Raw genomic sequence first — 22973 nt, forward strand, 5'->3', positions numbered from 1 at the left:
CTTACTTACCCCCAACCGGAACTGCGGTCACTTTATCGCCACGGGTCACGCGGACCACCGGGCCGATCGGCACGGCGGCGGCCTGCGGGCTGCCGGCTGCGATCGGCATGCCGGCGGGCGGACGCGGCGCCGAGACCCGGCCGCTGACCGGAATCCAGAAGCGCGAGACGTCGCCGCCCGTGGTAGCGGTGCGCGACGGGGTCGGACGACCGGCGGCATCGGCCATCATCCGGCGCTCGGCCGCGCTGCCGCCCTTGGTCGGCACGTTCACGTCGCCCGACGCGATCGCCGCTTCGAGTTCGCCGGTGTTTTCGGCGAGCGGACGCAGCGCGAGCGAGAGCTTGCCCATATTTTCGGCGACCGCGATGCGTTCGGCGATGTCGGGCGTTGCTTCCAGCGTCACCGAGCCGAAGGTGCGCACCGGCGTCTTGCCGGTTTCGTCTTCGGCGTCGTAGCGCTGGTCGGTGGCAAGGACGCGGACGTTCCGCACGATGGTTTCGGCGGTGTAGAGCTGGTCGTCGGGATAGGAGCTGCCCTCCTTGACCGCGATCGTCTGCGCGAGCAGCACGTCGACGCGGTCGCCCGGGAAGACGAAACCGGCAACGCCCTGTTCCTGGGAAACCTTGACCGTCACGGCGCGCATGCCCGGTGCGAGAGCGGCAGCAAGGAAGCCGCGGTCATCGGGATGGACGAGCGAGCCCTGGGTCAGCGGCTGACCGGCGGTGATCGGGTAGCGCACGACGGTGCCCACCAGCGTATTCACGTCGGTCTTGTCCTTCAGGAAGTAGGCCTTCTCGACCAACTCCTTCGGCCACGGCTGATAGCGGAAGCTGTCGGGGCCGATAATCGTGCCCGTCGGCAGCTGCCGTGTCGCGACGAGGATCATGGGGCCGTTGATTTCGGGCGCCGCTGCTGCGCGCGCCGTCGGTGCGGAGGAACCCCGCATCATCTGGTTGACCCCGAACGCCGCGCCGATCGCAATGATCAACGCGCCGACGATCAGCATAATCTTTCGCGTATCCATGACGGTTTTTCGCCTCCTACACCCACCGGACGCGGGGATGCTTGCCCTCAGGTCGATCCGATAAACTGAAACTGGTTAAGATAGTGTTGGTGAAGCGCCCAAAGGCCCCCGGCGGCGATCGCGAGCCCGTAGGGAACCTCTATCGCCTTGTCCGAAGGACGAATTTTGGACTGAATCAGCATCACAGCCGACAGGATTCCGCCCCCGATCGCCATGATGGTCAGCATGGGAAAGTACAAATAAAGTGGAATCCAGAGCATCACGGCGCCGATCATCTTCACATCACCGCCGCCCATCGCTCCCAGAGCGAAGAGACCGGCGAACACCGCGAAGACCGCAAAGGCGGCGCCGAACTGCATCGGCATGTCGGGCCAGAATGCCATGCCCGACACTATCCAGAAGGGGATAGCGAAGAGGGCGATGGTCGCATTGAGGCCGTTCGAGATAGTGCGCGAGCGCAGGTCGCTGACCGCCGCGGCGATCATCAACAAGGCGAGCAGCCCCATCAGGCCCAATGCGATGATTTTCTGGTCCATGCCGCCGCTGTAGCGACTATGGCTTATCAAATAGTAACCATGAGTGTGCGCCCGCCGGGTTGCATTCCGCGGGCCAGCGGATATGCGGCGTCGCATGTCCGACCCGCGCCCTTCCTCCACCGACGTGCTGATCGTTGGCGCGGGCATCGCCGGTGCAAGCGTGGCCGCCGCGCTGGCGCCGCACCGCCGCGTGCTGATGGTCGAGGCCGAGGAGGCGCCCGGCTATCATGCGACGGGCCGGTCGGCGGCCTTCTGGCACGAAAGCTATGGCGGCCCCGGCGTGCAACCGCTGTCCGCTGCGTCGTTCGATGCGCTGGCGCGGCCGGCAGCCGATTTTTCCGACAAGCCTTTCCTGACGCCGCGCACCGCGCTGACCATCGGTCGCGGCGGCGCGGAGACCGCGGCGGTCGATGCCTTCGTTGCCGAATTTCGCGCCAAGGGGGTTGTGATCGACCGCATGGGTTTCGACGCGATGGCGGCGCTGGTGCCCGGTCTGCGATCCGAATGGACCGCCGCCGCCTATGAAGCGGCGTGCAGCGACATCGACGTCGGCGCGTTGCATGCGGCCTATCTGCGCGCGGCGAAGCGCGGCGGGGCGGTGCTTGCAACGCGCGCGCGTTTCGACGGTGCGCGCCGGGTCACCGGCGGCTGGGAGGTCAGCGTCGGGGGCGAAACACTGCGCGCCGAGCTGATCGTCGATGCCGCAGGCGCATGGGCCGATATGGTCGCTGCGCGCTGCGGGATCGCGCCGGTCGGCATCCAGCCCTATCGCCGGACGGTGGCGCAGCTTCGCCTGGACGTGCCCATCACCGCTGACTTGCCACTGATCGTCCATGTCGGCGGCGACTTTTATTTCAAGGGCGCCGGAGAGGGGCGCGTCTGGCTGAGCCCGCACGACGAGACGCCGTCCGAGCCGTGCGATGCCGCGCCCGAGGAGTGGGACGTGGCGGTCGCGATCGAACGGATGCAGTCGGTGGTCGACTGGCCCGTCGCCGCGGTCGAGCGCAAATGGGCCGGGCTGCGCAGCTTCGCCCCCGATCGCCTGCCGGTCTTCGGCGCCGACCCGGCCGAGCCCGCTTTCATCTGGTGCGCGGGGCAGGGCGGTTTCGGCATCCAGACGTCGCCCGCGATCGGCGCACTGCTCGCCGCACAGCTTGGCGCGCCGGCGCCGGGCGGGGCGATCGGCGCGGTCGATGCCTTCGCCTATGCGCCGGGCCGGTTCGGCGCACACTGACACTCGGCGCTTGCGCTCGCAAATCAGGGGTTTAGGATGCGGGAGCCGCGTCGCCCGTGGCGCGGCTGACCAGTGGAGGTACCCGTGGCCCATTATTTCGAGATCAAGAAGAACAAGGCCGGCGAGTTCGTCGCCTATTTCAAATATAACAGCGAAACGATCTTCTGGACCGAAGGCTATAGCAGCAAGGCATCGGCGAAGAACGCCATCGAGTCGATCAAAAAGAACGGCCCTGCCGCGGAAACCCGCGAAGCCGAATGATCCCGGCGGCGCGGGCGCATTTGGCGTCCGCGCCAGCTGGTACGCTCGAGCGAACTACAGCTTGGGCAGCGTGACGCCCTGTTGCCCCATATATTTGCCGGCGCGGTCGGCGTAGCTCGTCTCGCACGGTTCGTTCCCCTGCAGGAACAGGAACTGGCACGCGCCTTCGTTGGCATAGATTTTGGCGGGCAGCGGAGTGGTGTTCGAAAACTCCAGCGTCACATGCCCCTCCCAACCCGGTTCGAGCGGGGTGACGTTCACGATGATGCCGCAGCGCGCATAGGTCGATTTGCCGAGGCAGATGACAAGGACGTCGCGGGGGATACGGAAATATTCGACCGTCCGGGCGAGCGCGAAGCTGTTCGGCGGGATGATGCAAACATCGGTTTCGCGGTCGACGAAGCTGTTCGCGGCGAAATCCTTGGGATCGACGACCGCGCTGTCGACATTGGTGAAAATCTTGAATTCGGGCGCGACGCGCGCATCATAGCCGTAGGACGAGAGGCCGTAGCTGATGCAGCCGTCACGCCGCTGCGCCTCCACGAAGGGTTCGATCATGCCCTGCGTCCGGGCGGCTTCGCGAATCCATTTATCGGAAAGAATGCTCATGCCGCTGTCTTGTCGGTCCTCGGCGGCTTGCGCAAGCGGTCAGTCGGGGATCATCCCCAGATCCTTCGGCCCGAAGGCGGCGGGGAGCAGTTCGCTCAGGCGATAGGTGGTGACCGCGCTGCCGTCGCCCGAAGCGCAGTGGACCAGGATATCGGTTTTCGACCGTTCGGCGGCTTCGTTTAGTATCTGGCGGCAGCGGCCGCAGGGGTTGACCGGATCGCTGCCGATCAGTGCATCGCCCTCGGGGCGCCCGCCGATGATGGCGACTTCGGCGAGTTCGCCGATCCAGCCTTCGTTGGCGATCTTGGCGACTGCGGTGGTCTCCGCGCAGAGCGTCAGACCGTAGCTCGCGTTTTCGACATTGGCACCGGTCACGACATCGCCGTTTTTCAACAGCAGCGCGGCGCCGACATGAAAGCCCGAATAGGGGGCATAGGCGCGGCTCGCGGCGTCGCGCGCGGCATCGATCAGGGCATCGCGGGTGTCGGTCATTATTCCTGTCCTTCGGGTCGCAGCACGTTCCAGCCCACCGTTCCGCCGGCGCCGGTCAGCCGGACATAGTCGTTCGCCTGCCACATCGCCCAGGGGTGGGCGCCATAATCGGGTTCGAAAAAGTCGCGGCGCAGCCAGGTCGTGCGGGCAATTCCGGCGGTGACGCGATAATCGGCCTCGAAGGCGGGGCCGGGCGCGATCACGCTGCGCTTGCCGGTATGCGCCTCGATCTGCGCGAGGAAGGTCGCAAGTTCGCTGAGCAGCAGCGCGCGCGTCGGCCGGTCGGGGCAGCGGTCGTCATAGTCGAGCCATACCACCGGCGGCAGCGCATCGGCGCGGCGCGCGACGTGGCGGATGAAATTGGCCGCCTGGTCGGTTGCCAGCTTGCACAGGCTGTAGCGATGGATCGCGCCCACCTGCACGCCGACGACGCGCGCCTGCGCGGCGTTGCGGGCATATTGCGGATCGATGCCGTCGGCGCCGTCGGTCGCCATGACATAGGCGAAATCGGCGCCCGCCGCCTTGATCGATCCCCAGTGGACCTTGCCATTGTCGGCGGAGATGGTGACGCCCTGAATCGGATAGAGCGCGCGGTCGGGCGTCCAGCGCGCCGCCCACCACAGCGCGAGACCGGCGAGCAGCAGGATCAGGACGAGTCCGCCGCCGATCCGGCGCGCCAGCCGGGCGGAGCGTGCCCGCCAGTCGGACAGGCCTTTCGTTGCGGTTTTGCCCTTTGTTTTTACCCCCGCGCGCATCGTCATCCCTTGATGTGAAGCACACAGATCAGCGTGAAGAGACGGCGCGCGGTGTCGAAATCGACCGCGATCTTGCCATCGAGCCGGTCCATCAGCATTTCGGCGGCCTCGTTGTGCAGCGCGCGGCGCGCCATGTCGACGGTCTCGATCTGCTGCGCGGTAGAGGTCTTGATTGCCTGATAATAGCTGTCGCAGATCGCGAAATAGTCGCGGATCGGACGGCGGAAGCGCCCGAGGCCCAGGATTACCGCTTCGAGCGGCGAGCCGTCCTCGCGGCTGATCTCGAAGATCAGGCGGCCGTCCTCGACGCGGAGCATCAGGCGATAGGGGCCGGCATAGCCATCGGGGTGGCCGCGCTGCGGCACGAACTTGTTGTCCTCGATCAGATCGAAGATTGCGACGCGCCGCTCCTGTTCGACATCGGGGTTGCGCCAGACGATCGAGCCCTCGTCGAGCTCTACCGAGATGATGCGCTGTTTCGATGGGTCGGCGTCGGTCATGCTGTCCGTGCTTCTACTTGGCCGGGCGCGAAGGGCAAGGGCGACTTATTCACAGCATTCCACAGTTATGATAGGTTGATCGATATCGTCGATTGCGCCCGCCGCGCCTTCGACGCATGAAAGCTGCCATGCCCGAGCTTGCCCTTTTTCCTGCCCCGGTCCCCGCCGGGGACGAACGCCAATTGCCCCGCAATATCGAGGCCGAGGCCGCCTTTCTGGGCGCGATCCTGATCGATAACCGAGTCGTCGAGGATTTGCCCGTGCAATTGACTGCGGCGCATTTCTTCGAACCGCTGCATGGCCGCATCTTTGGGCAGGCAATGGCGCTGATCGAGCGCAACAGCATTGCGACGCCGGTGACGCTGAAGCCCTTCTTCGAAAATGACGAAGCGATAAAAGCGGTCGGCGGGGTCGGCTATCTGGCGCAACTGACCGGCAGCGGCGCGGGCCTGATCGGTGCGCGCGACTTCGCGCGGCAGATTTTCGACCTCGCGCTGCTGCGCGAACTGGTCGGCGTCGGGCGGGGATTGGTCGAGGGCGCGCTCGACACGAGCGAAAGCGTCGACCCGCATGCGCAGATCGAGGAAGCCGAAACCGCGCTCTATCGCGTCGCGGGCGGCGAGGCCGAAATGGGGTCGGTCAAGAGCTTCAGCGCCGCGAGCCTCACCGCCTTGCAGGCCGCCGAGCGCGCGCTCAATTCGGGCGGCCATCTGTCGGGGATCACGACGGGTATCGGCAGCATGAACGCCAAGATCGGCGGCATGCACAATTCGGACTTGATGATCCTCGCCGGGCGTCCGGGGATGGGCAAGACCTCGCTTGCGACCAATATCGCCTATAATGCCGCCGAACGCTGGCGGCGCGACGAGGAGGACGGGATTCCGCCCGAAAAGAATATGGGCGCCAAGGTTGCCTTCTTCAGCCTCGAAATGTCCGCTGACCAGCTCGCGACGCGTGTGCTGGCCGAACAGTCCGGGGTGTCGGGCGAGGCGCTGCGCATGGGCAAGATCAGCAAGGAGCAGTTCCAGCAATTGTCGCGCGCCGCGCAGGCGCTGCAGACGCTGCCGCTGTTCATCGACGATACGCCTGGCCTGACGATCGCCAGCCTGCGCACCCGCGCGCGCCGCCTGCAGCGCCGCCACGGCATCGGCTTCATCATCGTCGACTATTTGCAGCTGCTGCAGGGCTCGTCGAAGAGCGGCGACAATCGCGTGCAGGAAATTTCGGAAATTTCACGCGGATTGAAAACGCTGGCGAAAGAGCTTCACGTTCCGGTGATGGCGCTGTCGCAGCTCAGCCGCCAGGTCGAAAGCCGCGAGGACAAAAGGCCGCAGCTTTCCGACCTTCGCGAATCGGGATCGATCGAGCAGGACGCCGACATGGTGCTCTTCGTGTTCCGCGAGGATTATTATGTCGCCGCGCGCGAGCCCAAACGCCCGGTCGAGGGCGACGATATCAAGATCCACGCGGCGCATGAGGAATGGGCCGCCGAGATGGAGCGTGTTTTTGGCCTCGCCGAGGTGATCGTCGCCAAATCGCGTCACGGCTCGACCGGCAAGATTCGCCTGCACTTCGAGGCGAAGACGACGAAGTTCAGCGATCTGGCGGACGACAGCCAGGCCTATGCGGATTATGAGTAGATAGCCGCGCCCAGTGTCCCTGCGAAGGCCGGGGCCCATCACGAGGTTTTGCAATCAAAAGCCTGCGTCTGGCGAAGGGGCAGGAGATGGGCCCCTGCCTTCGCAGGGGCACGCGGATCTGTTCTCAGAACGCCGGGTCGTTCGCCGGATTATCGTCGATCGGCGTCACCGCTTCGTGGATGCCGCATTCGGTCTTGTCCCAGCCGCGCCAGCGGCCCGCGCGCGGGTCTTCGCCCGGTTTGACCTTCGAGGTGCAGGGCGAGCAGCCGATCGAGGGATAGCCCTCGGCCTCGAGCGGATGGCGCGGCAGATCGTGCTCGGCGAAATAATCGTCGAGCATTTCGCGCGTCCAGTTGGCGAGCGGGTTGAATTTCAGACGGCCGGTGTTGCCGTCGAGCTCGAAGCGCGGCAGGCCGGTGCGCGTCGACGACTGGAAGCCCTTGCGGCCGGTGATCGACGTGTCGAAATCGGCGAGCGCCTTTTCGAGCGGCTTGACCTTGCGGATTTCGCAGCAGCCGTCGGGATCATACGACCAGCGCAGTTCGGTCGCGTCCTTTTCGGCGAGTTCGGCGGCATCGGGCGTGAGATTGACGAGATTGAGGCCGAGCCGTGCGGCAAGTTCGTCGCGATAGGCCAGCGTTTCGGGAAAATGCTTGCCCGTGTCGAGGAACAGCACCGGCATGTCGGGCGCGACGCGCGTCACGAGATGGAGCAGCACCGCGCTTTCGGCGCCGAAGCTCGACACGATCGCAGTGTCGCCGAGCAGCCCCGCGCCGATCACGCTTGCAACCGCCTCGCCCGCGTCCTGGCCGCGGAACAGGTTGTTGAGACGGATGACATCGGCCTGCGTGAAACGCGGCGCGACGTCGATCCGGTCGCGGGTGCGATCCGCGCGCCCTTCTTGCCGTTCGTCCTGAGGAGCCGTTGAGCTTGTCGAAACGGCGTCTCGAAGGGCTTCGCCCGGTGCTTCGAGACGGGCCTTCGACGAGCTCAGTCCCTCCTCAGCACGAACGGATTTCCTGAAATCAGCCATGCCTCAGCTTCCAGATCGGCACCGCCGCGTCGGTGGCGTCCTGATAGACGAGGGCGTAACGGTTCAGCGCCGCCTCGACATCGGCGGGGTTGAGCGCATGCTGCGAGGAGAAGCTGTCGAAACCGCAGCGCCGCATGAAGAAGAGGAGGTCGATCAGCACATCGCCCTCGGCGCGCAGTTCGCCCGTGTAGCCCGCTTCGCGCAGGATGCGCGCGCTCGAAAAGCCGCGCCCGTCGCGAAAGCGCGGGAAGGAAATTTCGATGAGTTGCAGGCGGTCGAGATAGGGGATGAGGCGCCGCGCATCCTCGCCCGCCTCGAGCCGCACCGCGGTCGCGTCGGGCTGTTCGAGGAAGGCGTCGAGCGTGACCGCGGGTTCTTCGTGCGGCTGGTCGTCGCGATAACGGAAATTAGCCATAGATGGCCTCCTTGAAAGGGTCGAGACCGACGCGGCGATAGGTGTCGAGAAAGCGTTCGCCGGGCTCGCGCAGTTCGCGATAGCGTTCGACGGTGCGTTCGACGGCATCGACGATGCCCGCTTCGTCGAAGCCGGGGCCGGTGATCTTCGCCTGCGACGTGTCCTCGGCGCCCGAGCCGCCGAGGAGGAGCTGGTAATTTTCGGTGCCCTTGCGATCGACGCCAAGGATGCCGATCTGCCCCGCGTGGTGATGACCGCAGGCGTTGATGCAGCCAGAGATCTTGATCTTGAGCTCGCCGATATCGAGCTGGCGTTCCATATTCGCGAAACGCTCGGCAATCTTTTGCGCGACCGGGATCGAGCGCGCATTGGCGAGGGTGCAATAATCGAGACCGGGGCAGGCGATGATATCGGTGACGAGGTCGAGATTGACGTTCGCGAGCCCCGCGGCGTCGAGCGCCTGCCATAGCGCGTAGAGATCGGCCTTGCGGACATGCGGCAGGACGAGATTCTGCGCGTGCGTCGCGCGAATCTCGTCGAAGCTGTAACGTTCGGCAAGGTCGGCGACGAGTTCCATCTGCTCGGCCGAAATGTCGCCGGGGATGCCGCCGACCGGCTTCAGACTGATGTTGGCGATCGCATAGCCCGGTGCCTTGTGCGCCACGACCTGGCGGTCGACCCATAGCGCGAAGTCGGGATCGCTGCGGTCGATGTCGTCGGACAGGCCCGCCTCGAACGGCGGCGGCGTGAAATAGGCCGCGATGCGGTCATACTCGGCCTGGGGAAAATCGGTGCCGAGCGCGAGGAAGGTCTGGAACTCCTCCTCGACCTGGCGGCGGAATTCCTCTTCGCCGAGCTCGTGGACGAGGATCTTCATCCGCTGTTTGTGGATATTGTCGCGCCGCGCGTGGAGGTTCCACACGCGCAGGATCGCCTGGAGATAGGAGAATATCTGGGCTGCGGGCAGGAAATCGCGGATCTTGTAAGCGATGAATGGGGTGCGCCCCATGCCGCCACCGGCATAGACCTCGAACCCTTCCTCGCCCGCTTCGTTGCGCACGATGCGCAGCGCGCAGTCGTGCCAGCGCAGCGCCGCGCGATCCTCCGCCGCCGAGATCACCGCGATCTTGAACTTGCGCGGCAGATAGCTGAATTCGGGGTGGAAGGTCGTCGCCTGACGGATCAGTTCGGCCCATGGGCGCGGATCGCAGATCTCGTCGGCGGCGGCGCCGGCATATTGGTCGGCGGAGATGTTGCGGATGCTTTCGCCGCTGGTCTGGATCGCATGCATCTCCACCGACGCCAGTTCGGCGAGGATGTCGGGCGCCTCTTCCAGCTTGATCCAGTTATACTGGATATTCTGGCGGGTGGTGAAATGACCGTAGCCGCGGTCATATGTGCGCGCGATATGCGCGAGCTTGCGCATCTGCCGCGAATTGAAGGTGCCATAGGGAATGGCGACGCGCAGCATATAGGCGTGGAGCTGGAGATAGAGGCCGTTCTTCAGCCGCAGCGGCTTGAACTGGTCGTCATTGATGTCGCCCGCGAGGCGGCGGCGCACCTGGTCGCGGAACTCCTCGACGCGCGCATCGACCATCGCCTGGTCATATTGGTCATATTGATACATGTCAGATCACCCAGTCGCCGGCCGTCGGATCGGCGGGTTTCAATGTCAGGTCGGGGCGCACGGTCGGGCCGAGCGCGCGGATGCGGTCCTTGATATGCGCGGGGCGCGGACCCTCGGCGGTCTGCTCCGCATCGACGATATAGCCGCCGTTGACGCGGCGCGCGCCATCCTCGGCCGCGAGCACCGCCTCGCCATGTTCGCCGACGTCGGCCGCATCCTCGACATGGAGCGACCAATCGCGGCCGGTCCACCAGATGACGGCACCCGATTTCAGGTCGTTTCCGGTCAAGATTCGCATGCAATATCCTTCAGAGCATTGGCGACGCCCGGGGCGCCGAGGCAGTCGAGCGCGTCGGCGCGCGCCGCGACCTTGCCGACGATGATCAGTGCCGGGCTTTGCACCGCCTCGCGCGCGACGAGGTCGCCGAGATCGGCGAGCAGGGTGCGCAGCACGCGCGCCTCGGCCGTGGTGCCGCGTTCGATCACCGCGACAGGCAGGCCGGGCGAGACCCCGTCGGCGATCAGCTTGTCGGCGATCGCATGCGCCGTCGCGAGGCCCATGTAGATGACGAGAGTGCGGCCATGTCCCGCGAGCCCCGACCAGTCCTGATCGGTCAGATCCTTGCACTGGCCGGCGACGAAGCTGACCGCGCTCGCATCCTCGCGGTGGGTGAGGGGGAGGCCCGCCTGCGCGGCGCAGCCCGCGGCCGCGGTGATGCCGGGAACGACCTCGACCGCGATGCCCGCCGCGCGCGCGGCGTCAAGCTCTTCGCCGCCGCGGCCGAAGATGAAGGGATCGCCGCCCTTCAGCCGCACGACCTGTTTTCCGGCGAGCGTCTCGCGCACGATCAGCGCGTTGATCAGTTCCTGCTTCATCGTGTGACGGCTGCGCTGCTTGGCGACGCTGATCCGTTCGACATGCGGCGGGATCAGCGCGAGCACGCCCGCCCCGACCAGCCCGTCATGAACGACAAGGTCGGCGCTTGCCAGCAATCGCGCGGCGCGCAGCGTCAGCAGGTCGGGATCGCCAGGCCCGGCACCGACGAGCCACAGCTTGCCTGCCAAAGAAGGTTGCTTTTCCATGCGACCCTAAATGGTCGGCGGGCGCCGGAATCGCAAAACAGGCTTTGTTGGCGAGGGTGAAGCTAAAATTGCCCCGGATCTGGCGGTCAGAGATATTTCTTCGTCACCAGCTTCGGCGTGTCGTCGTCGCGCAGGCCGACCCCGATCGAAGCGCGCAGCGCGTCGCTTTCGGAGCTGGCGACCGGATAGGCGCAATAGTCGGCGGCGTAAAAGGCGCTCGGCCGATGGTTGCCCGACAGGCCGACGCCGCCAAAGGGCGCGGCCGAGGAGGCGCCGTTGGTCGGGCGGTTCCAGTTGATGACGCCGGCGCGGGCATTCGCCCAGAATTGGTCGTAAAGCTGCGGTGTCCCACCGATCAGCGCCGCCGAGAGGCCGAAGGCGGTGTTGTTCGCCTCGGCAATCGCGGCTTCGAAACTGTCGACGCGGATCACCTGCAGCAGGGGGCCGAACAGCTCGATATCGGGGCGTTCGGGCATCGCGGTGACGTCGATGATACCGGGGGTAAGGAAGGGGCGGTTCGCATCGGGCCGCGTCATGTGCCGGATCACCTGGCCGCCGTTCGACATCAGGATCAGAAAGCTCTCGGTCAGGCCGTCGGCGGCCTCGTTGTCGATTACCGGCCCCATATAGGGGGCAGGGTCGGCGTGGGGATGACCGACGATCAGCCGTCCCGCGAGCGTCTTGACCTCGGCGAGCAGGTGATCGGCCAGATCCTGTTTGACGATCAGCCGCCGGGCATTGCTGCAACGCTGGCCCGCGCTCAGGAAGGCGGACTGGACGACGATCGTTGCCGCGGTCGCGATGTCGGCGGTGTCCCAGACGACGATCGGATTGTTGCCACCCATTTCGAGCGCGACGATCTTCCCCGGCTGATCGGCGAACTGGCGGTTGATCGCGACCCCGGTGCGCGCCGACCCGGTGAACAGCAATCCGTCGATGCCGGGATGCGCGGCCAGCGCCTTGCCCGCGTCGGGTCCGCCGATGACGAGCCGCACGACCTCTTCGGGAACTCCGGCGCCGTGGAGCAGTTCGACAAGCCGCGCGCCAACGGCAGGGGTTTTTTCAGACGGTTTGAACAGCACCGAATTGCCGGCGATCAGCGCCGGCACGATATGGCCGTTCGGCAGATGCGCGGGGAAATTATAGGGGCCGAGGACGGCAAGCGCGCCGTGCGGCTTGTGGCGCACCGCGTTGCGCAGCCCCATCGCGCCTTCGATCCGGCGGTTGGGGGTGCGTTCGGCATAGGCCTTGATCGAGATATCGACCTTGTTCGCGACCGATTCGACCTCGGTCCGCGCTTCCCACAAAGGTTTGCCGGTCTCGCGCGCGATCAGATCGGCGAGCTGTTCGCCATCGGCCTTCACCCGGTCGGCAAAGCGGCGCAGCGTTTCGGTGCGGAAGGTGACGGGCTTCGCGGCCCAAGCGGGCCAGGCGGCACGCGCGGTTGCAACTTCGGCGTCGATGTCACTGATACGGCCGCGCCATAATTCGGCGCCGGTTGCCGGCTCGAAGGACAGAAGGTCTTCGCTCATCCCCGTTCCCCCGTCGATTTGGGCGCACAAAGGCGCCGGTGCGCTCGATCATTGGGGGGCGGCAAAAGCATTGTCGCCCTCTTATCTGCGAAAGCGTACGGCGGCAACCGCGATAGGCCCCGCAACAGCGAAAGCGGGCCGATTGTCACGGGCGCGACAGGGTGGCTTGCACCGGCGCGCGCGGTTCGCGATAGAGGCGGATAGTATCGGCTTAAGGGGACGGGCAATTTTGGCGCGACAGGATGCACAGCGCGAATGGAGCGATCATTATTGGTGGTCGGCCGACGGCGTTCGCCTGCACGCGCGCATCTATGACGGACCCCCGACCGCGGCGGAGGCGCCGCCGATCCTGTGCATGCCCGGCTTGGCGCGTAACGCCCGCGATTTCGAGGCGCTGGCACCGCATATGGCGGCACAGCGGCGGGTGATCGTGATCGAGTTCCGCGGGCGGGGCGAGAGCGCCTATGCCAAGGATCCGATGACCTATGTCCCGCTGACCTATGTCCAGGATGTCGTCGCGCTGCTCGACGAGTTGGCGATCGCGCGTTTCGCGACGGTCGGCACGTCGCTCGGCGGGCTGGTATCGATGTTCCTTGCCGCCAGCCTGCCGGGACGGCTCGTCGGCGCCGTGCTCAACGACGTCGGACCCGAACTCGAGGCGGCAGGGCTCGATCGCATCCGCGACTATATCGGAGCCGGCGGCAGCCAGCCGACGTGGATGCACGCGGCGCGCGCTTATGCCGAGCTCAACGCCGCGGTTTATCCGGACTATGACATTCACGACTGGCTGCGCATCACCAAGCGGACCCACCGGCTGACTCCCGAAGGACGCATCGTCACCGATTACGACAAGCAGATTGCGGCGCCGCTGCGCCTTGCCGGCGATCAGGAGGGTATCGACCTGTGGCCCGCCTATGGCGCGCTTGGCGCTGCACCGGTGCTGATCCTGCGCGGCGCGCTGTCGGACATTCTCGCTGGAACGGCTGCCGCAAAAATGCGGGCCACGCTGCCCCATGCGACGCTGGTCGAGGTTCCGGGCATCGGTCATGCGCCGACGATGGACGAGCCCGCGGCGCGCGCGGCGATCGACGCCTGGATCGCGGCGCTTCCCGCCGCGTGACCGAAGTCGGCGCGATCGAGGAGCGGGAGCATCCCGTCCGCATCCTTCACCTTCATTCGAGCTTTTCGCTCGGCGGCAAGGAGGCGCGGTCGGTTCGCCTGATGAACCTGATGGGCGACCGGGCGCAGCACACGATCCTGTCGGCGGTCCCCGATGCGCTCGGCGCGCGCGATGCGATCGATCCGGCGATCGACGTCAGCTTTCCAACCGATGCGCCGCGGCTGGCCGGGCGGCCGTCGCTGGCGCGTTTCCGCGATCTGGCAACCTATATCTACCGCTTCGACCTGGCGCTCAGCTATAATTGGGGCGCGATGGACGGGGTGATGGCGCACCGGCTCTACTGGCATCGCTGGTGGTATCGGATGCCGCCATCCCTGATTCATCACGAGGATGGGTTCAACGAGGACGAAAGCGTCCGGCGCAACTGGAAGCGCAACCTCTATCGCCGCTATGCGCTGCGTACCGCTGCGGGCGTCGTCGTTCCCTCGACACTGCTCGCCGGGATCGCGGCGGACGAGTGGAAACTGCCGCCCGATCGCATCCATCTGATCCGCAACGGGATCGACGTCGCCGCCTATGCCGCCGCGCCGTCGGTGCCGATCCCGGACTTCGTCCGCCGGCCGGGCGAGGTGGTGATCGGGACGGTAGCGGGGCTACGCAAGGTCAAGGATCTGCCGCGCCTCGTGCGCGCGGTCGCGGCGCTGCCGCCGCATGTACGGCTGGTAATCGTGGGGGAGGGGCCAGAACACGCGGCGATCGCCGCCGAGGCGGCGGCGTGCGGCATGACCGACCGGCTGGTGCTTGCAGGGTTCATGCCCGAACCGGCGCGCTGGATCGGCCATTTCGACCTGCTCGCGCTCTCGTCGCGGAGCGAACAGGCGCCGATTGCGGTGATCGAGGCGATGGCGGCGGGGCTGCCCGTTGTCAGCCCGGCGGTCGGCGACGTGGCGGCGATGGCGGGCGAGGCGAACCGCCCGTTCATTGCGGCGGACGAGGCGGGTTTTCGCGCCGCGCTGGCGCGCCTTACGAGCGATGCCGCGCTGCGCGGAGCAATCGGCGCGGAGAATCGGCGCGTCGCTGCCGAGCGCTTCGCCGAATCCGGGATGGTCGCGGGCTATCAAAGCCTCTATGCTCGCGCGCTGGAAGGATATGACGTTTTTACGGGGCGTTTCCTGGGGTCGGACCCCGCCTTCGATTGACAAAGGCGGTCCGGTTCCGCTTACGGAAGAGGCAAATGGGGGCTGGCGCGCGGCTGCGCAGCCGGCGGAGAGAAAGAGGTTTATAGTGTTCAAAGGTTTAAAGCCCATCCTTTACGGCGGACGCGAAGTCTGGCCGCTGGTCGAGGGCGGGAAGGGCGTGTCGGCGACCAACCATATGTCGAGCGGCGCGTGGGCCGCGGCCGGCGGGATCGGTACCGTTTCGGCGGTCAACGCCGACAGCTACGACGCCGAAGGCAAGATCGTGCCGCAGGTCTATCGCGCCGCGACGCGCCGCGAGCGGCACGAGGAGCTGGTCCGCTACGCCATCGACGGCGCGGTCGAACAGGTGAAGCGCGCTTATGACCTCGCCAGCGGCAAGGGTGCGATCAACATCAACGTCCTCTGGGAAATGGGCGGAGCGCAGCAGGTATTGGAAGGCGTGCTCGAACGCACCAAGGGGCTGATCACCGGCGTCACCTGCGGCGCGGGGATGCCGTACAAGCTCAGCGAAATCGCCGCGCGGCACAATGTCCATTATCTGCCGATCATCTCGTCGGCGCGTGCGTTTCGCGCGCTCTGGAAGCGCGCCTATCACAAGGTCGCGCATCTGATGGCGGCGGTCGTCTATGAAGATCCGTGGCTCGCCGGCGGGCACAACGGCCTGTCGAACGCCGAAGATCCGCTGAAGCCCGAAGATCCCTATCCGCGCGTCAAGGCGCTGCGCGACACGATGCGCGCCGAGGGGATTTCGGACGACGTGCCGATCGTGATGGCGGGCGGCGTCTGGTATCTGCGCGACTGGAACGACTGGATCGACAATCCCGAATTGGGCTCGATCGCCTTTCAATATGGCACGCGGCCGCTACTGACGCAGGAAAGCCCGATCCCGCAGGAGTGGAAGGACCGGCTGCGCACGCTCGACGAGGGCGATGTGTTGCTCCACCGCTTCTCGCCCACAGGCTTTTATTCGAGCGCGGTGCGCAATCCATTCCTCCGCGATCTCGAAGCGCGGTCGGAGCGGCAGATTCCCTATTCGAAGCAGGAAGCGGGCGACCATGTCGCGCAGCTCGACGTCGGCGTGAAGGGGCGCAATTTCTGGGTGACCCCGCACGACCGCGACCGCGCGCGCGACTGGGTGGCCGAAGGCTATACCACCGCGCTCAAGACGCCCGACAATACGGTCGTCTTCGTCACCGAAGAGGATAGGACGGTGATCCGCAAGGATCAGGCCGATTGCATGGGCTGCCTGTCGCACTGCGGCTTTTCGGCGTGGAAGGACCATGACGATTATTCGACCGGCTATCTCGCCGATCCGCGCAGCTTCTGCATCCAGAAAACGCTGCAGGACATCGCGCACGGCGGCGACGTCGACCAGAATCTGATGTTCGCGGGCCACGCCGCGTTCAACTTCAAGACCGATCCCTTTTATTCCAACAACTTCACCCCGACGGTGAAGGAACTGGTTGACCGGATTCTGACGGGGGATTGATGGTCCCCGTCGCCCCCGCGCAGGAGGGAGGCGACGGGTCCTCTAAGCCCACCCCTCCAGCACCTGATCGGGCGGCCGGTGCCCGTCGCACCAGGCACGGATATTGGCGATGACCTTTTCGCCCGACGCCTCGCGGCCCTCGATCGTCGCCGAGCCGAGGTGGGGTAGCAGCACGACATTGTCGAGCGCGAGCAGGTCCGGATCGACCGCAGGTTCGTGCGTATAGACGTCGAGCCCCGCGCCCGCGATGCGGCCGGTCTTGAGCGCCGCGATCAGCGCCTTTTCGTCGACGATCTCGCCGCGCGCGGTGTTGATCAGATAGGCAGTCGGCTTCATCGCACCGATACGCGCCGCGCTGACCATCTCATGGGTTTCGGCGGTGTGCGGACAGTGGATCGTGACCACGTCGCTGATCCGCAGCAGCGTGTCGACGCTCGCATGATAGCTCGCGCCCAGTTCCTCTTCGATCGTTTCGGGCAGGCGGCGGCGGTTGTGATAGTGGATCGACAGGCCGAAGGCGCGGGCGCGCCGCGCGACGGCAAGGCCGATACGACCCATGCCGACGATGCCGAGCAATTTGCCGCCGACGCGGTGGCCCAGCATCGCGCTCGGCGCCCAGCCCTGCCATTTGCCCGAGCGCATCAGCTTTTCGCCCTCGGCCAGCCGGCGCGGGACCGACAGGATCAGCGCCATGGTCATGTCGGCGGTGTCCTCGGTAAATACGCCGGGGGTGTTGGCGACCATGATGCCCTTCGCGCGCGCCGCGGCGAGGTCGATATGATCGACCCCGGCCCCGAAATTGGCGATCAGCTTGAGCCGGTCGCCCGCGGCGCCGATGATCTCGGCGTCGATCTCGTCGGTCACGGTGGGCACCAGCACGTCGCAGTCGGCGACCGCAGCCTTGAGTTCGTTCTTGGTAAAGGCGTGATCGTGTGCCGACAGGGCGACGTCGAACAATTCGGCCATGCGCGCCTCGACCGCCGGCATCAACTGGCGGGTGACGATGACGCGCGGGCGTTTGGGGCGGGATGAATCGGGCATGGCGCCGATAGAGCGCGGCGGCGCGTGGGGGTCAAGAGGGCCAAGCGTGCGCTGACGCGAAAGCCGCTGTGGACGAACGGGGCGAAGGCTGCGGCGAACGGTTGAAAAGCGCCCCCGATTTTGACAAGGCAGGCGAATGACCAGCCGCACGATATTCGCCCTCCTGACGCTGGCCGTGGCGACCGGACCCGCCACGGCGCAAAGCGATCCCGAACTGCCCTATTGGGCGTCGATCAGCGTCGACGAGGCGCGGATGCGCAAGGGGCCGTCGCCCGATGTGCCCGTGGTGTGGGAATATCGGCGCAAGGATCTGCCCGTTAAAGTGGTCGCGCGCCACGATATCTGGCGCAAGATCGAGGATCCCGACGGGACGCAGGGGTGGATGGCGGCGCGGCTGCTCAGCCGCACGCGCACCGCGATCGTCACCGGCGGCATCCGTCCGATGCGCGAAAAGCCCGACGCGGCCGCGGCGATCGCCTTTCGCGCCGAGGCCGGTGTGGTCGGCCGCATCACCGACTGCAAGGACGGCTGGTGCTTGTTCAACGTGAAGGGCCGCAAGGGCTGGATCGAAACCGACCACATATGGGGCGATTGATCACCCGCAACGCATGACCCCGCAACGCATGACAAAGGGGCCGGCAGTCGCCTGCCGGCCCCTTCTCTCGTCACCATTGGTATTTAGCGCCAGCGGAAGTGGTTATAATAGACGCGAACCACCTTGCCCGTGCGCACATTGACCAGCAACAGGTCGTTATAGTGGCGGACATAGGCCAGGTTGCGGCCCGCCTTCGGGACGCCCCAGCGCGCATCATAGTTCAGGCGATAGGTCGGGGCGTAATAGGTCGAACGCAGCGAATTGCCGACCGCGAAGCGGTGATAGCTGAACGGCGCACGCCAGTTCTGGTAGCGATTGTCGCGGCGCCAGTCGCGCTTGTCCTCGCGATATTCGCGCTTCGCGTCGCGCACGTCGCGGTGAGCATCGCGCACATCATGGCGATCGCCATAGCGCTTCGCCTGGTTGAGGTCGCGCTGTTCCTGGCGAATATCCTGGCGATCGCGGGCGAGCTCGCGCGTCTGGGCCTGCGCCACGGCGGGGACCATCATCGCGGCGATCAGGCCGGCGGTGAGAATTTTGCTCTTCATAATGCCATTCCTTGTCTTGCCGTCAGGGGGAGGGGATCTGCCCGATGACAGGGAAAGGATTAGGCGAGTCGATTTGAACGGAGCCAGAATGCCGCGTTTATTTTGAGGACATTAGTGTCGCAAAGTGTCGCGCGGGTTGAAAATGGCCGCGGCGCGACCGTCGCCATGCGTCGTCATTGCGAGCGGCGGAGCCGCGCGGCAATCCAGAGCTGGCATAAACCGCTCTGGATTGCTTCACCCGGCTTTCGCCGGGTTCGCAATGACAGCATGGAGCTGGCTTAAACCAGCTCGACCGCGACCGCGGTGGCTTCGCCGCCGCCGATGCACAGGCTGGCGATGCCGCGCTTCTTGCCGTGGCGCTGAAGCGCGGCGATCAGCGTGGTGATGATGCGCGTGCCGCTGGCGCCGATCGGATGGCCGAGCGCGGTCGCGCCGCCGTGGACGTTGATCTTGTCGTGCGAAATGCCAAGGTCGTGCATCGCGAACATCGCGACGCAGGCGAAGGCTTCGTTGACTTCGAACAGGTCTACGTCGCCGATCGACCAGCCGGCCTTCGCCAGCACCTTGTTGATCGCGCCGACGGGAGCGACCGTGAAATCCTTGGGTTCCTGTGCGTGCGCGGCATGCGCGACGAGCTTGGCGACCGGCTTCTTGCCCTTCGCTTCGGCGACCGACTGGCGCGTCAGCACGACCGCGGCGGCGCCGTCGGAGATCGACGAACTTGTCGCCGCGGTGATCGTGCCGTCCTTGGCGAAGGCAGGACGCAGCGTCGGGATCTTGTCGGGGTTGCCCTTGCCGGGCTGTTCGTCGGTGTCGACGACAACCTCGCCCTTGCGGGTGGTCAGCGTGACTGGCGTGATTTCGGCGGCGAAGGCGCCGTCGGCGATCGCTGCCTGGGCGCGCTTCAGCGATTCGATCGAATAATCGTCCTGCGCCTGGCGGCTGAGCTGATAGGCGTCGGCGGTGTCCTGTGCGAAAGTGCCCATGGCGCGGCCGGCGTCATACGCGTCCTCCAGCCCGTCGAGGAACATATGGTCATAGGCGGTGTCATGGCCGATGCGCGCGCCCGAACGATGCTTCTTGAGCAGATAGGGGGCGTTGGTCATCGACTCCATGCCGCCTGCAACGACGAGGTCGATGCTGCCCGCGGCGAGCGCCTCGGCGCCCATGATCACGGTCTGCATGCCCGAACCGCACACCTTGTTGACGGTGGTCGCCTGCACCGACTTGGGCAGACCTGCCTTGATCGCGGCCTGACGTGCCGGCGCCTGGCCGAGCCCGGCGGGCAGCACGCAGCCCATATAGATGCGTTCGACATCGTCGCCGGCAACGCCCGCGCGCTCGACCGCCGCCTTCACCGCGGTCGCGCCGAGATCGGTCGCGCTCGCGTCCGACAACACGCCCTGCATGCCGCCCATCGGGGTGCGGGCATAGGAGAGGAAAACGACGGGATCGGTGGCGGTCATGGCAAAAGACTCCGTAGGGGAAAGGTCATCGGTGGCCCGATTAGCGCCTTTGCTGCACTTGCGAAAGGGGGTGGGGTAGGGGGATCGCCCTAAACGATGCGCGTTTCAACTTGAAACCCGCTGCAGAGCGTGGTCAAACAGGCGCAATCACATGGGGAGACGGGTCATGGCCACCGCCATCAAGGAAGATATCGCCAGCGAAACCGCGCGGATGCAGCGCGTGCTCGAAACGCAGCGCGTCAGCTTTACCGCCGCGATGCCCGAAAGCCTGTCGGTCCGCACCGACCGCATCGACCGCGCGATCGCGCTGCTGGTCGATCATGCCGAGGATTTCGCCAAGGCGGTGAGCGAGGATTTCGGCCATCGCAGCCGCGAACAGACGTTGATGACCGACATCATGCCGTCGGTCAGCGCTCTCAAGCATGCCAAGAAGCATATGGCGGCCTGGTCGCGCGGCGAAAAGCGCAAGCCCACCTTTCCGCTCGGCCTGCTCGGCGCGAAAGCCGAAGTCGTCTATCAGCCGAAGGGCGTCGTCGGTGTGGTCGCTCCGTGGAATTTCCCGGTCGGCATGGTCTTCGTGCCGATGGCGGGGATATTGGCCGCGGGCAACCGCGCGATGATCAAGCCGAGCGAGTTTACCGAGAATGTCTCCGACCTGATGGCGCGCCTTGTCCCCGACTATTTTGACGAGAGCGAAATGGCGGTATTCACGGGCGGGGCCGATGTCGGCGTCGCTTTCTCGAAGCTGGCGTTCGACCATATGATCTTCACCGGGGCGACGAGCGTCGGCAAGCATATCATGCGTGCTGCGGCGGATAATCTCGTGCCCGTGACGCTCGAGCTGGGTGGCAAGTCGCCGACCTTCATCGGACGCAGCGCGAACAAAGACCTCGTCGGCCAGCGCGTCGCGCTCGGCAAGATGATGAACGCGGGGCAGATCTGCCTTGCGCCCGACTATCTGCTCGTCGCCGAGGATCAGGAGGGCGAGGTGATCGACAGCGTGAGCAAGAGCGTCGCATCGCTCTATCCCACGCTGCTCAAGAATGACGACTATACGTCGGTCGTCAACGGCCGCAATTTCGACCGCCTGCAGGGCTATCTGGCCGATGCGCGCGAGAAGGGCGCCGAGGTGATCGAGGTCAATCCCGCGAACGAGGATTTCGCGAGCGCCAACGGCCACAAGATGCCGCTCCATATCGTGCGCGGCGCGACCGACGATATGAAGGTGATGCAGGAGGAAATCTTCGGCCCGATCCTGCCGGTCAAGACCTACAAGACCATCGACGAGGCAATCGATTATGTGAATGCGCACGACCGTCCGCTCGGCCTTTATTATTTCGGGCAGGACAAGAGCGAGGAGGACCGCGTGCTGACGCGGACGATCTCGGGCGGCGTCACGGTCAACGACGTGCTGTTTCATAATGCGATGGAAGACCTGCCCTTCGGTGGGGTCGGGCCGTCGGGAATGGGCAATTATCATGGGCTGGACGGCTTCCGCACCTTCAGCCACGCGCGCGCCGTTTATCGCCAGCCCAAGCTCGACGTCGCCGGGCTCGCCGGCTTCAAGCCGCCCTATGGCAAGGCGACCGCCAAGACGCTGGCGAAGGAATTGAAGAAATAGCTTGGCAAGCGGCGGCGCTTCGCCCTAGGGGGAGCGCCGCGCTTTCGGGCGATGCGCCCGTGGCAGGCCCCTGTGGTGAAATTGGTAGACGCGCTCGACTCAAAATCGAGTTCCGCAAGGAGTGCTGGTTCGAGTCCGGCCAGGGGCACCATAACCCATAATCGACCTTCAGACGCGTAACGGCTCCGGCGGAACCCGCATGGCAGGCCGCGCATTGCATTCGCATTCCGCTATGGAGGTTTGCAGATGGTGCAACGCGCCTATTGGAAGGGTCAGATCCGCCTCGCACTGGTGTCGATCCCCGTCGAAATCTATCCGGCAACCAAATCGGGGGCGAGCGTCAGCTTTCGCCAGATCCACGAACCGAGCGGCAAGCCGGTCAAATATGAAAAGGTGGTGCCCGGCATCGGCGCCGTCGATACCGATGATATCGTCAAGGGCTATGAGGTGTCGAAGGGCCAGTATGTCCTGCTCGACGAAGAAGAGATCGAGGCGGTCAAGCTGGAGAGCAAGCGGACGCTCGAGCTGGTCCAGTTCGTCGACGCGAGCGACATCGACATCCTCTATTATGAAAAGCCCTATTATGTCGTCCCCGCCGACGATCTGGCCGAGGAAGCCTATATCGTCCTGCGCGAAGCGCTGCGGCGAACGAAGAAGGTGGGGCTGGGGCAGCTTGCGCTGCGCGGTCAGGAGCAGCTCGTCGGGCTGCGTCCCTGCGGTAAGGGGCTGGTGCTCGAAGTGCTGCGCTATGCCGAGGAAGTGAACAAGGCCGCCAGCTATTTCCGCGACGTGCCCGCGAGCAAGCCCGACGCCGACCTGCTCGATCTCGCCGAAACGCTGATCGACAAGAAGAGCGGCAAGTTCGACGCCGCCGACTATCACAATCACTATGTCGATGCGCTGAAGCGCGTCATCGCCAAGAAAGCGAAAGCCAAGGGCAAGCGCGTGCTCGAGGATGTCGGGGAGCCCGCCGATGTGCGCGAAGGGTCGAATGTCATTGATCTGATGGCAGCGCTCAAGGCGTCGGTCGACGGCAAGAAAACGGCCGCCGCTGCGACGAAGAAGAAGGCGCCCGCCAAAAAGGCGCCGGCGAAAAAGCGGGCATAGTCTCGTGAACGCCGGATTGCACTCGGCTATTGTGTGCCCCTGCGAA

The 22973-nt window shown here is 65.5% G+C and carries 24 protein-coding genes and 1 tRNA gene; 10 read left to right on the top strand and 15 right to left on the bottom strand.

The genetic code is table 11. The features are described from left to right. Window position 1: 1 nt before the first annotated feature. Both cpaB and AOA14_RS13965 read right to left on the bottom strand, forming a co-directional pair. Window positions 2-1024: a Flp pilus assembly protein CpaB gene (cpaB, locus tag AOA14_RS13960; RefSeq protein WP_062902234.1), complete on the bottom strand. Its 1023-nt coding sequence runs from the start codon at window positions 1022-1024 to the stop codon at window positions 2-4. A gap of 47 nt (window positions 1025-1071) precedes the next feature. Next, the gene (locus tag AOA14_RS13965; protein WP_003044552.1) at window positions 1072-1560 is read right to left on the bottom strand and encodes an A24 family peptidase; all 489 of its coding nucleotides are present in this window, start codon (window positions 1558-1560) and stop codon (window positions 1072-1074) included. 94 nt (window positions 1561-1654) lie between these two features. On the opposite strand from AOA14_RS13965, the gene AOA14_RS13970 reads away from it, so the two are divergent. Beyond that, a complete protein-coding gene (locus tag AOA14_RS13970) occupies window positions 1655-2794 on the top strand; it encodes an NAD(P)/FAD-dependent oxidoreductase (protein ID WP_062902235.1) in 1140 nt (379 codons plus the stop codon). 84 nt (window positions 2795-2878) lie between these two features. Then, window positions 2879-3055, top strand: a complete 177-nt coding sequence (locus AOA14_RS19350) for a YegP family protein (RefSeq protein ID WP_082657463.1) — start codon at window positions 2879-2881, stop codon at window positions 3053-3055. Between the two features lie 54 nt (window positions 3056-3109). Here AOA14_RS19350 and dcd read toward each other — a convergent pair whose 3' ends face one another. From dcd to AOA14_RS13990, 4 genes are read right to left on the bottom strand one after another with little or no spacing between them, the layout of a single operon-like run. Continuing rightward, window positions 3110-3664, bottom strand: a complete 555-nt coding sequence (dcd, locus tag AOA14_RS13975) for a dCTP deaminase (RefSeq protein ID WP_062902236.1) — start codon at window positions 3662-3664, stop codon at window positions 3110-3112. A 39-nt stretch (window positions 3665-3703) separates the two neighbouring features. Further along, window positions 3704-4156: a cytidine deaminase gene (locus AOA14_RS13980; RefSeq protein ID WP_062766683.1), complete on the bottom strand. Its 453-nt coding sequence runs from the start codon at window positions 4154-4156 to the stop codon at window positions 3704-3706. After that, window positions 4156-4917 (bottom strand): glycoside hydrolase family 25 protein, encoded by a 762-nt coding sequence (locus tag AOA14_RS13985; protein WP_238929666.1) that lies wholly within the window; start codon window positions 4915-4917, stop codon window positions 4156-4158. Before AOA14_RS13985 ends, AOA14_RS13980 begins: the two co-directional genes overlap by 1 nt. Next, window positions 4914-5411, bottom strand: a complete 498-nt coding sequence (locus AOA14_RS13990; RefSeq protein WP_003044535.1) for a UPF0262 family protein — start codon at window positions 5409-5411, stop codon at window positions 4914-4916. The genes AOA14_RS13985 and AOA14_RS13990 overlap by 4 nt, the downstream gene beginning before the upstream one ends. A 128-nt stretch (window positions 5412-5539) precedes the next feature. On the opposite strand from AOA14_RS13990, the gene AOA14_RS13995 reads away from it, so the two are divergent. Next, the gene (locus AOA14_RS13995; RefSeq protein ID WP_062903176.1) at window positions 5540-7051 is read left to right on the top strand and encodes a replicative DNA helicase; all 1512 of its coding nucleotides are present in this window, start codon (window positions 5540-5542) and stop codon (window positions 7049-7051) included. Window positions 7052-7175: 124 nt separating this feature from the next. Here AOA14_RS13995 and AOA14_RS14000 read toward each other — a convergent pair whose 3' ends face one another. From AOA14_RS14000 to astD, 6 genes are all read right to left on the bottom strand, one after another. After that, entirely contained in the window at window positions 7176-8084 is a 909-nt protein-coding gene (locus AOA14_RS14000; protein WP_238929667.1) for a phosphoadenylyl-sulfate reductase, read from the bottom strand. Next, the gene (locus AOA14_RS14005) at window positions 8077-8499 is read right to left on the bottom strand and encodes a DUF934 domain-containing protein (protein WP_062902237.1); all 423 of its coding nucleotides are present in this window, start codon (window positions 8497-8499) and stop codon (window positions 8077-8079) included. The genes AOA14_RS14000 and AOA14_RS14005 overlap by 8 nt, the downstream gene beginning before the upstream one ends. Further along, window positions 8492-10126: a nitrite/sulfite reductase gene (locus tag AOA14_RS14010; protein ID WP_062902238.1), complete on the bottom strand. Its 1635-nt coding sequence runs from the start codon at window positions 10124-10126 to the stop codon at window positions 8492-8494. Before AOA14_RS14010 ends, AOA14_RS14005 begins: the two co-directional genes overlap by 8 nt. 1 nt (window position 10127) lies before the next feature. Then, the gene (locus AOA14_RS14015; protein WP_062902239.1) at window positions 10128-10424 is read right to left on the bottom strand and encodes a DUF2849 domain-containing protein; all 297 of its coding nucleotides are present in this window, start codon (window positions 10422-10424) and stop codon (window positions 10128-10130) included. Further along, window positions 10412-11209, bottom strand: a complete 798-nt coding sequence (gene cobA / locus AOA14_RS14020; RefSeq protein WP_062902240.1) for a uroporphyrinogen-III C-methyltransferase — start codon at window positions 11207-11209, stop codon at window positions 10412-10414. The genes AOA14_RS14015 and cobA overlap by 13 nt, the downstream gene beginning before the upstream one ends. Window positions 11210-11295: 86 nt before the next feature. Continuing rightward, entirely contained in the window at window positions 11296-12741 is a 1446-nt protein-coding gene (astD, locus tag AOA14_RS14025; RefSeq protein WP_062902241.1) for a succinylglutamate-semialdehyde dehydrogenase, read from the bottom strand. 229 nt (window positions 12742-12970) lie between these two features. On the opposite strand from astD, the gene AOA14_RS14030 reads away from it, so the two are divergent. The 3 genes from AOA14_RS14030 to AOA14_RS14040 all read left to right on the top strand — a co-directional run bounded on the left by AOA14_RS14030 (window position 12971) and on the right by AOA14_RS14040 (window position 16549). Next, entirely contained in the window at window positions 12971-13861 is an 891-nt protein-coding gene (locus AOA14_RS14030; protein ID WP_062902242.1) for an alpha/beta fold hydrolase, read from the top strand. Next, window positions 13858-15060 (top strand): glycosyltransferase family 4 protein, encoded by a 1203-nt coding sequence (locus tag AOA14_RS14035; RefSeq protein WP_202988271.1) that lies wholly within the window; start codon window positions 13858-13860, stop codon window positions 15058-15060. The genes AOA14_RS14030 and AOA14_RS14035 overlap by 4 nt, the downstream gene beginning before the upstream one ends. Before the next feature lie 85 nt (window positions 15061-15145). Continuing rightward, a complete protein-coding gene (locus AOA14_RS14040) occupies window positions 15146-16549 on the top strand; it encodes an NAD(P)H-dependent flavin oxidoreductase (protein WP_062902243.1) in 1404 nt (467 codons plus the stop codon). Window positions 16550-16591: 42 nt separating this feature from the next. On the opposite strand, the gene AOA14_RS14045 is transcribed toward AOA14_RS14040, so the two are convergent. Next, on the bottom strand, window positions 16592-17590 hold the full coding sequence (locus AOA14_RS14045; protein WP_062902244.1) for a 2-hydroxyacid dehydrogenase: 999 nt from the start codon (window positions 17588-17590) through the stop codon (window positions 16592-16594). A 136-nt stretch (window positions 17591-17726) separates the two neighbouring features. On the opposite strand from AOA14_RS14045, the gene AOA14_RS14050 reads away from it, so the two are divergent. Continuing rightward, window positions 17727-18185, top strand: a complete 459-nt coding sequence (locus AOA14_RS14050; protein WP_062902245.1) for an SH3 domain-containing protein — start codon at window positions 17727-17729, stop codon at window positions 18183-18185. 83 nt (window positions 18186-18268) lie between these two features. Here the strand turns inward: AOA14_RS14050 and AOA14_RS14055 are convergent, their stop codons facing one another. Beyond that, window positions 18269-18733: an RcnB family protein gene (locus AOA14_RS14055; protein ID WP_062902246.1), complete on the bottom strand. Its 465-nt coding sequence runs from the start codon at window positions 18731-18733 to the stop codon at window positions 18269-18271. Between the two features lie 278 nt (window positions 18734-19011). Next, window positions 19012-20199, bottom strand: coding sequence for an acetyl-CoA C-acyltransferase (locus AOA14_RS14060; protein WP_058813245.1), 1188 nt, complete (start codon window positions 20197-20199; stop codon window positions 19012-19014). 166 nt (window positions 20200-20365) lie between these two features. Here AOA14_RS14060 and AOA14_RS14065 point away from each other — a divergent pair, with 166 nt between their 5' ends. The 3 genes from AOA14_RS14065 (at window position 20366) to ku (ending at window position 22927) form a co-directional block, all read left to right on the top strand. Then, the gene (locus AOA14_RS14065) at window positions 20366-21820 is read left to right on the top strand and encodes a coniferyl aldehyde dehydrogenase (protein WP_062902247.1); all 1455 of its coding nucleotides are present in this window, start codon (window positions 20366-20368) and stop codon (window positions 21818-21820) included. 66 nt (window positions 21821-21886) lie between these two features. Beyond that, a tRNA-Leu gene (locus tag AOA14_RS14070) sits at window positions 21887-21971 on the top strand. 95 nt (window positions 21972-22066) lie between these two features. Next, on the top strand, window positions 22067-22927 hold the full coding sequence (gene ku / locus AOA14_RS14075) for a non-homologous end joining protein Ku (protein ID WP_062902248.1): 861 nt from the start codon (window positions 22067-22069) through the stop codon (window positions 22925-22927). The last annotated feature ends 46 nt before the right edge of the window (window positions 22928-22973 follow it).

This window comes from Sphingopyxis terrae subsp. terrae NBRC 15098, from assembly GCF_001610975.1.
GTDB classification, from domain to species: Bacteria; Pseudomonadota; Alphaproteobacteria; order Sphingomonadales; family Sphingomonadaceae; genus Sphingopyxis; species Sphingopyxis terrae_A.